Here is an 8,721-nt window from a genome sequence, read left to right on the forward strand (position 1 = left end):
GATCTTCGTCAGATACTTCTTTGAGTTTGTTAGCAACTAAGTCTAATGCTTCATCCCAAGAAGCTTCTCTAAATTCACCGTTTTCTTTTATTAAAGGAGTAGTTAATCTGTCTTCCCTATTAATAAATTGGTATCCAAAGTTTCCTTTTGGACATACTTTACCCTCGTTTACAGGGTGTCTTTTTAAAGGTTCTACTCCAACAATTTTTCCGTCTTTTACAACGAAGTTGAGTCCACAACCAGTACCACAGTATGGACAAATTGTTGGGACATATTTAATCTCAACCATTTTATAATCTCCAAAATATAGTTTTTTTGTATTTTTAAAAATATTTAGAAAGAAGCTTTAAAAAAGCTTCTTCAATTTAAGTTTACTAGCTTATCCTTTTAAGTAGGTGTACCAGTAAAGACATGCTACAAAGAGTCCTCCACCGATGATGTTACCGATAGTTACTGGGATTAAGTTGTTAATGATAATAGTAGCCCAGGTAACACCTTCAGCACCTAAGAACATACCTAATGGTATGAAGAACATGTTTGCGACACTGTGCTCAAATCCAATACATACAAACGCCATGATTGGGAACCAAATACCAACGATTTTACCGATGATATCATCTGATGCGTTAGCTAACCATACAGCTAAACATACAAGCCAGTTACAACCAATACCTTTGATTAATGCTGCGGTAAATGGCATGGTAACTTTTCCTTCTGCTACAGCAATTGCTTTTGCGGAAATTGCGTAAGCTGGTGCTGCAGTATCAGTAGGGGTAATTCCGCCCATGAAAGCTAAAACGTAAGCAACGAATAAAGCACCTACAAAGTTGAAAATCCAACTGATAACCCAGTTTTTACAGAGACCGCCAACTGAAGCGGAACCGTCTAAAACACCGAGTGTCATAAACATTACGTTTCCAGTGAAAAGTTCTGATCCTGCGAGAACAACAATAATCAAACCTACAGGGAACACTGCACCGAATACGAATTTTTCTAAACCTAGTGGAGCGCCTGCTTTTAACATACCTGCGCTTGCCACTACAGCTAATAAACCACCAAATGCAATATATGCTCCTGCTAAAAAGGAGAGAATAATTACATTATCTATTTTTGCAGAGTCTTTTGCTCCAGCAGTTGCGGAAATTGCTTTCGCAGTATCTACTGGACTTTTGAAAGATGAACTCATTTTATCAACCTCTTTTATTCCCTTTTTATTAATTTTTTTATATAATACTGAATGAATCCCAAATAGTTCAAAGAGTATTATGATACTATATTAGTATTTAATATATAAAAAGGATTTGTCATTAGAGCCTAAAAGAAATATTTAAATACTACAAAGGAATAAAACTTAATGTAATGATAAATCATGATGGATTATATACACATCGTGAAAATTCTCTTTTTTTAATGATTTAAGTTTTAATTAGTTATAATATACTTTATAATTGTTTAAAAACCTTATTTTTAAAAATAAATCTATGTATAACCACCCAATATCAAATCAGACATGAAATTTAAAATTTCCAAATATTGTTCTTATACCATCAAACGACCTATCTTAATATCCGATACATATCGCAAAATAACTATCCGAATCCAATAAAACATGATTAAATAACATGGTGAATGAAAATATAATAATATTAGACGATGAATTAAAATTAAAGCGAATTTTAAATTAAAATCATGATTTAAAATCGTTTCCATGCTTTAATATATTTAAGAAAATTGCCAATTAAATAATTGGAACACATCAATTTTTAAAAACAAGCAACATAATATATTATATCAGGTGAGATGATGAAAATTGAAGAAATAGATGCAATAAATTTTAAGGATGACCGTGCGACAGAAACAAGGGAAAAAGTTGTGAAGGATGAAACCGTGACACTGACAATCAACGGAAGCATTTCACGCAGCCTGTCTGCAATCGAGGACTCGCTTAAAGAGTTTGCAGTGGGATACCTCTTCAACGAGAACATGGTGAAGTCCCTGGATGACATCAGGAAGATAGAAATTGACGGACCCCAAATCAACGTTGAAATTGACGACACACTTCTGAAAACAAATGAAACTGTATTGTGCTCCGATTCCGCCGGAGGATGGAGAAGCAAAATAAAGGACGTTAACCCTGTCGAGTCTGACTTTCAGGTTGATGTCCATGAACTGATTGAGAGAATCGAGGAGCTCAAGGACAATGCCGAAATATGGCAGGCCACAGGAGGAACACATGTAGCCGGAATCGTTCATGACGGGAAGTTCATAGTCAAGGAGGACGTCAGCCGTCACGTTGCGGTTGACAAGGTGATCGGTTATGGAATCCTAAACGGATTTGACCTGAACCATTCATACGTAATCTACAGCGGAAGAATGCCTGCGGACATGGTCATCAAGATGACAAGGGCCGGCGTGCCGATTCTTGCATCAAACGCAGCTCCCGCTAATTCAGGATACAATATTGCAAAAAAAGGAAATATTACATTGGTCGGCTTTTTAAGGGGTCAACGCTGCAATATCTATAACAATCAAAACAGGATACTATTCTAAAACTGTGTGTCTTGCCTTCAAATCGTTTTCGGTTTGCTGCATCTTTTCCATAAGCTCGGAAACGATTGCATCCAAAAACACGAGTGTGGTCAGCTCGAAAGCGGTTCCCAATGGAGTCAGGGAAGTGTAGTTTCCGTGAATCTGACGTTTCATATAGTTTTCATCATCAACTTCTTTTTTTGTCCTTCCTTTTACAAGGATGAAGCAGTCAGAGAGTTGACCTAAAGTTGATTCAGGATAGGATGTTAATGCAAGAACTTTTGAACCTCTATTTTTTGCGATGTTGGCGGCAGACACGATTGTGTTTGTTTCACCTGATCCGGAAATGGCCACAATGCAATCGTCAGCATAGATGGCAGGGGAAATGGTTTCGCCTACAACATATGCGCTTAAACCTAAATGCATTAATCTCATGGCAAACGCCTTTGCGGCAAGTCCTGACCTTCCGGCACCGGTTACAAAGATATTATTTGAGTTAATGATGATGCTCTCAAATTTTTCAATGGATTCCTTATCAAGGAATTCTTCTGCACTTTCAATATTGTCCAATATAGCTCTTATAGAGGTTTTCATTATATCCATTTTATCAAACTCATAAATCAATATTATTAATTATGATTACAATTTTATATATAATTAATGAAAATTGAAAGTAAGGGATTAATCAGTCTGGAGATAAATGGTGAAATCTACGATTACAAACTATACCAAAGCCTGGATTCCCTGTCAAGGACAAAGTCGCAGAGAAAATCCGCAAAGGAACTGAACATCTCACATACGGTGTTCAACAGGAGATTGCTTAAGGCAGAAGACAAGCTTGGCGTAAAAATTACACAAAAAATAGGAAACGGTACCCATCTCACAGCAGACGGACTGAAGCTCCTTGAAGAATTCAGAAAATATCTGATACAGATTGAAAAGACCTCAAGCATAAACATTGCAGGAGGCCACATCAGCACAGGGCTTCTGGAAAGCATCGAAACGCCCTTCGACATCAACATCTACAGCAGCAACGACGAGGACGCATTCAAGCTTGCAAAAAGGGGCGTCGTGGACATTCTCACTTTGGATGACCCTCTGATTGCATATGAGCGGGACATAAACTTCATGCCGATAGCCTACGACTATCTTGTTCTGGTTTCAAGTCCGAAATCCAGAAACGTCGAAAGCATATCCGATCTGGAGGGCCTTGATTTTGTAGGGGTAAACGGGTCCGCCCAGAGGCTTGCCTGGAACAGCCTAAGGCATTACGACATCAAGTTCAATATAAAGGACACAGTAAATTCCCAATTCGATGCATTCAAAATCGTGAGAAACTCTGAAAACTTATATACATTTTTGAATGCCAGCTATTTCAAGGGAAACGAGCTTCTGAAGTATGACACCCAGCATGTCATAAGCGTAATCAAGGTCAACGAAGACAAGCCGGAAGTTGACGAGTTCGTAAGATATCTGCTTAACGATGCCCAGAAATCCATAGGAAAACAGGGTTTCACACCGATGGGCTGATTAGTTTTCAAATGCTCTCGGCAAAATTTCTTATTATATAATATTATATATATTAAACTACACTCATGTTTCACCGTGCTTTTGTGAATGTGCGCATCCGTGAAAATGTGTAATTCAAAACATTAAATAATGATGAAACACAATATAAAATTGAAAAATAAAAAGGCGATATTATGGTTAAAAACAGAGATTTACTAGCAATTGGTCACTCTGCTCACGATTACATTATTAGAGTGCCTGAATTTCCAAAAGCTAATTTTTCAGCTCCTATAACCAATATGAAAACATTTAATGGTGGGGCAGCTGCAAACGTGGCTTGCGTTGGAGCGAAATTAGGATTAAAAACTTCACTCGTTTCAGCTGTCGGTGGAGATTTCAAAAAAACAGAATACTATGAAAGCATGCAAAATTTGGGCATTGACACTGATTCATTAATCATTGTTCCGGGTGAGGCGACACCTACCGCATTTGTCCTCACTGATGACAATGACGACCAGATCAGTTACTTCTACTGGGGAGCTGCAAAGGAATTTGCACAAAGCAAAGTCCCGGTAAAGGCGATTGAAAATGCAGAGGCGGTTCACCTGGCAACAGGAGACCCGGAATTCAACTGGAAATGTTCACAGGAAGCGAAAAATCAGGACCTGCTCGTATCATTCGACCCGGGCCAGGACCTTGGAATGTATGATACCAAAAAGCTGGTTGACGTCATTGAGAACACAACAATCCTCTTCGGCAATCATCATGAAATCGAAAGGATTCTGGATGCTCTGGAAGTTGACCTGAACGGATTGAGGCAGATGGGTCCTAAAATCATTGTTAAAACATGCGGCGCAAACGGCTGTGAAATATATTCCAGCGAAGAGAAAATCAAAATCGATGCAATCCCAACCGAAGCGGTTGACCCTACCGGTGCCGGAGACTCATACAGGGCAGGATTCTTATCAAGATTCCTGAATGGAGAAACACTTGAAGAATCAGCCAAGTTTGCATCATCCGTTTCATCATTCATTATTCAACATCAAGGCTGTCAGACCAATATGCCAACCTTTGATGAGGCATTTGAAAGAATGAGCGAATTCTATTAATTCCCTTCATTTTTTCAATTTTATTTTATTTTTGTCAATATGACCTTATTTTTTAATTTAAATTATAAAATTAACTATTTTTTTAAAAAAGACTTGATATATATCAACAAATTTGGAATAGATATTAATCCTATTAATTTAAATACTATTAAATAAAAATAAGAAAATATCAACTTTGTGTGGAAAAATTTTAAAATAACTTTGACTATTATAAATGTTAATGGAGAGATATAATGACACAGATTAGTGATGCTAAGAAAGGAATATTAACTGATGAAATGAAGCACGTTGCGGAAATAGAAGGTGTTTCAGAAGATTTCATTTTAAGATCAGTGGCAGAAGGTACAATTGTAATACCAAGTAACGTTAACAGAGACATTGAGGCTTCAGGTATTGGAGCCGGACTCAGAACAAAAGTAAATGCAACCGTCGGAACCTCAACCGATATCGTGAACTTCGATGAGGAAGTGCTGAAAGCACAAATCGCAATCGATAACGGTGCAGACTGTCTTATGGAATTAAGTATTGGCGGAGACCTTGACGTAATCAGGAACAGGGTTCTTGACATGTCCCCATTGCCGGTAGGTTCAGTGCCTGTTTATCAGGCAGCAATCGAAAGTATCAGAAGAGACGGTTCCGTTGTTTACATGACTGAAGATGACCTTTTCAACACCATCGAAAAGCAAGCAAAAGATGGTATCGACTTCATGGCAGTCCACAGTAGTATCAACATTGAAACCTTAACCAGACTCAAAAGGCAAGGCCGTGTGACCGGTCTGGTCTCAAGAGGAGGTTCATTCATGTCCGGATGGATTGTCGAAAACGAAAAGGAAAACCCATTATACGCCAACTTCGATTACGTACTGGAAATCGCAAAAGAGCATGATGTTGTTCTTTCACTTGCTAACGGTATGAGGGCAGGGTCCATTGCAGATTCAACCGACAGGGCACAAATACAAGAATTGATTATTTTAGGAGAATTGATCGACAGGTCCCGTGAAGCTGGAGTGCAATGTATGATTGAAGGACCAGGACACATTCCAATCAACGAAATCCCAACAAATGTAATGATTCAAAAGAAAATGTGTTCAAATGCACCATTCTACATGTTAGGACCTATCGTATGTGACGTGGCACCAGGTTACGACCACATCGTATCCGCAATCGGTGCGGCATCATCTGCAAAGGCAGGTGCTGACTTTATCTGTTACGTAACCCCTGCAGAACACCTTGCATTGCCTAACCCTGATGACGTAAGGGAAGGTGTAATTGCAACCAAAATCGGAGCTTATGCAGGAGACCTCGCAAGCGGCCAAATCGATGGTTCACAAGACCTTGCAATGGCAGAAGCTCGTAAGAATCTTGATTGGGAAGCACAATATGCTTGCGCAATGTTTCCGGAAGCTGCACGTGCAAAAAGAGACCAAAGACCTCCTGAAGAAGAGGACACCTGTACCATGTGCGGTAACTTCTGTGCAGTAAAAATCGTTAACGAATGGTTGGATCAGTCCGATTCCGACTTGATCAAATAGATATTTAATTATCTATTTTCTCTTTTTTTAAAAGTATATTAAAATAAAAAAAAGAAGTAGATTGTTATTAATCTACTTAACTATTATTTTTCCTTTTTTGACTACTTTGTTGTAGTAAGCGTTGCCTTTGAAGGTAATTGTGTATTTTACCTTGGTTTTCTTGGTTAATTTTTTGCCAAGCTTGAAGGTTACAACACCTTTCTTGTTGGTTTTGGCAGTGACAGTCTTTTTGCCCTTAATCTTTTTACCGGACAGTTTGATGGTCACTTTAACCTTTTTCATGACCTTGTTTTTGCTGTTTTTCAAGGTAACTTTTATGTTTTTGGCCTTTTTGGACCTCTTGAACTTATAGGTCTTTTTGGCCTTGAGGATTTTGGTTTTCTCCTTGTTGATAGTTACTTTGACTGTTTTGCTTAAAGGTTTGTAGTTGCTGCTTACCAATTTAATAACCAGGTTCTTTTTGCCCACTTTTGCCGCTTTAAGAATTGCAGGAGTCAATTGTATTGACGCAACGCCGTTCTTGTCTGTGACTGCAGAGCCTATGCTTTTTCCGTTTAATGTGAATGTTACCTTTTCGCCAACAACCGCTTTGCCGTTGGTGTCTTTAATGACTGCACTGTATTTTCCGCCGTAATTTATGACATATGCAATGTCTTTGGCAGTGATTGCAGCAGTTGCTATGGAAACTTCAAATTTAGCGGATACATTGTCAGCAAGGTAATTTCCGCCAAATGTTACGTTGGCCCCATATGTTCCAATGCCTAAATCTGGAATTTCGATTGTTGCAGTTCCATTGATTACCTCAGCGGAATAGACATTGCCGTTGACGACAGCTGATACATTGGCATCGTTAATTGGTGAGCTTGCGCCGGTGACATTGACTTTGATTTGTATGGAATTTCCATAGGTACAGTTAGCAACGTTCACTACTTCAATGGTTGCAGGACATTTGGACACTTCAAACTGGACGGATGCATTGTCGGTAAAGTAATTTCCTTCATATGTCAAGTTAACGGAATATGTTCCCGCATCTATCTTAGGAGCGTCGATTGTTGCATTACCATTGATCACATCAGCGGAATACTCCTTGCCGTTGACTATGATGATTATCTTACCCTCGTTAACTGGTAATCCTTGACTTGTAACATTGGCTTTGATTTGTATTGAATCACCATATGTACAGTTTGTGACACTTATGACTTCAAGAACTGCCGGAAGCTTAAGCACATCGAATTCGATGGTTTTTGTTGGATTTGCATCTGTAGCATTCCCAACATATGTTACAACTACATTATATGATCCAGCGTCCAATGTACGATTAAAAGTTGCTACTCCGTTTTTTACAGGAACAGAATAGTTACCTCCGTTGATGGAAAATATTACATTACCATTGTTGAGAAGTTGACCAGATTTTTTAATATTGGAGGCTGTTATCACAACATTCTGAGTGTAGTTAACATCACTTACTTCAGCCACATCCATTTCGACAATGTATTTTGGAACCAAATTGCTTGGAGTGACATTGATCAATGTAGCCTTACTGTTTTCATTTTGTAAAGCGATGTCTCCAGTTCCTTCAGTGTCGGTGTTTTGTGCAAATATAGAATTTTCGACAGTAATCTCCGAATCACCATATTCACCATTAACTACTATTGCTCCCCCAAAACGTGATGCTGTGTTTTGTGAGAAATCGCTGTTGTTTATTAATGCTTTTGTCATATCGGAAGCAGATATTGCTCCACCAGCAACTGCATTATTCTCTATGAAATGGGATTTTTCAATTTCTATGTCTGAATCTGAAATGTGAATTGCGCCACCATCAGTTGCATTATTGGCTATGAAATAGGAGTTTTCGATTAACATGGATGAAGAAGTCATTATTGCTCCACCATAAGTTGTTGCATTATTGGCTATGGAATTTGAATTATAGATTAATGCTTTACCAGCCTGAGAGTTTATTGCACCACCAAACCCAGCATAATTACCTGTAAAATTACAATTCAAAACAGTGACCGTTTTCTGATTAAGAATTGCACCACCAA

General features: G+C 38.4%; 8 protein-coding genes. 4 read left to right on the forward strand and 4 right to left on the reverse strand.

Going from position 1 to position 8,721, the window contains the following annotated elements; all coding sequences use genetic code 11:
• Both E7Z79_RS08385 and E7Z79_RS08390 read right to left on the reverse strand, forming a co-directional pair.
• Positions 1 to 289, reverse strand: a 289-nt coding sequence (locus E7Z79_RS08385) for a molybdopterin-dependent oxidoreductase (RefSeq protein WP_303739507.1), incomplete at its 3' end; no start/stop codon positions are given.
• A 90-nt stretch (positions 290 to 379) separates the two neighbouring features.
• Complete coding sequence (locus tag E7Z79_RS08390; protein ID WP_303739508.1) at positions 380 to 1,186, reverse strand: formate/nitrite transporter family protein; 807 nt, start codon at positions 1,184 to 1,186, stop codon at positions 380 to 382.
• Between the two features lie 614 nt (positions 1,187 to 1,800).
• Here E7Z79_RS08390 and fdhD point away from each other — a divergent pair.
• Positions 1,801 to 2,550 (forward strand): formate dehydrogenase accessory sulfurtransferase FdhD, encoded by a 750-nt coding sequence (fdhD, locus tag E7Z79_RS08395; protein WP_369693443.1) that lies wholly within the window; start codon positions 1,801 to 1,803, stop codon positions 2,548 to 2,550.
• Here the strand turns inward: fdhD and hxlB are convergent.
• The gene (hxlB, locus tag E7Z79_RS08400; protein WP_303739510.1) at positions 2,542 to 3,132 is read right to left on the reverse strand and encodes a 6-phospho-3-hexuloisomerase; all 591 of its coding nucleotides are present in this window, start codon (positions 3,130 to 3,132) and stop codon (positions 2,542 to 2,544) included. The genes fdhD and hxlB overlap by 9 nt on opposite strands.
• Before the next feature lie 57 nt (positions 3,133 to 3,189).
• On the opposite strand from hxlB, the gene E7Z79_RS08405 reads away from it, so the two are divergent.
• From E7Z79_RS08405 to thiC, 3 genes are all read left to right on the forward strand, one after another.
• Positions 3,190 to 4,059 carry a LysR family transcriptional regulator gene (locus E7Z79_RS08405; RefSeq protein ID WP_303739511.1) on the forward strand — a complete coding sequence of 290 codons (870 nt, stop codon included), beginning with the start codon at positions 3,190 to 3,192 and terminating at the stop codon, positions 4,057 to 4,059.
• A gap of 173 nt (positions 4,060 to 4,232) precedes the next feature.
• Positions 4,233 to 5,147: a carbohydrate kinase family protein gene (locus E7Z79_RS08410; RefSeq protein WP_303739512.1), complete on the forward strand. Its 915-nt coding sequence runs from the start codon at positions 4,233 to 4,235 to the stop codon at positions 5,145 to 5,147.
• 233 nt (positions 5,148 to 5,380) lie between these two features.
• Positions 5,381 to 6,679 carry a phosphomethylpyrimidine synthase gene (gene thiC / locus E7Z79_RS08415; RefSeq protein WP_303739513.1) on the forward strand — a complete coding sequence of 433 codons (1,299 nt, stop codon included), beginning with the start codon at positions 5,381 to 5,383 and terminating at the stop codon, positions 6,677 to 6,679.
• 72 nt (positions 6,680 to 6,751) lie between these two features.
• Here the strand turns inward: thiC and E7Z79_RS08420 are convergent.
• A partial coding sequence (locus E7Z79_RS08420; RefSeq protein WP_303739514.1) for an Ig-like domain repeat protein occupies positions 6,752 to 8,721 on the reverse strand: 1,970 nt, incomplete at its 5' end.

It is taken from the genome of Methanobrevibacter thaueri (assembly GCF_015062905.1).
Lineage (GTDB): Archaea > Methanobacteriota > Methanobacteria > Methanobacteriales > Methanobacteriaceae > Methanocatella > Methanocatella thaueri_A.

Bases quoted from the DNA above. Each gene is read 5' to 3' on its own strand.
- E7Z79_RS08390 (WP_303739508.1), bottom strand. From the start codon at position 1,186: ATGAGTTCATCTTTCAAAAGTCCAGTAGATACTGCGAAAGCAATTTCC.
- E7Z79_RS08405 (WP_303739511.1), top strand. From the start codon at position 3,190: ATGAAAATTGAAAGTAAGGGATTAATCAGTCTGGAGATAAATGGTGAA.
- E7Z79_RS08410 (WP_303739512.1), top strand. From the start codon at position 4,233: ATGGTTAAAAACAGAGATTTACTAGCAATTGGTCACTCTGCTCACGAT.
- fdhD (WP_369693443.1), top strand. From the start codon at position 1,801: ATGATGAAAATTGAAGAAATAGATGCAATAAATTTTAAGGATGACCGT.
- hxlB (WP_303739510.1), bottom strand. From the start codon at position 3,132: ATGGATATAATGAAAACCTCTATAAGAGCTATATTGGACAATATTGAA.
- thiC (WP_303739513.1), top strand. From the start codon at position 5,381: ATGACACAGATTAGTGATGCTAAGAAAGGAATATTAACTGATGAAATG.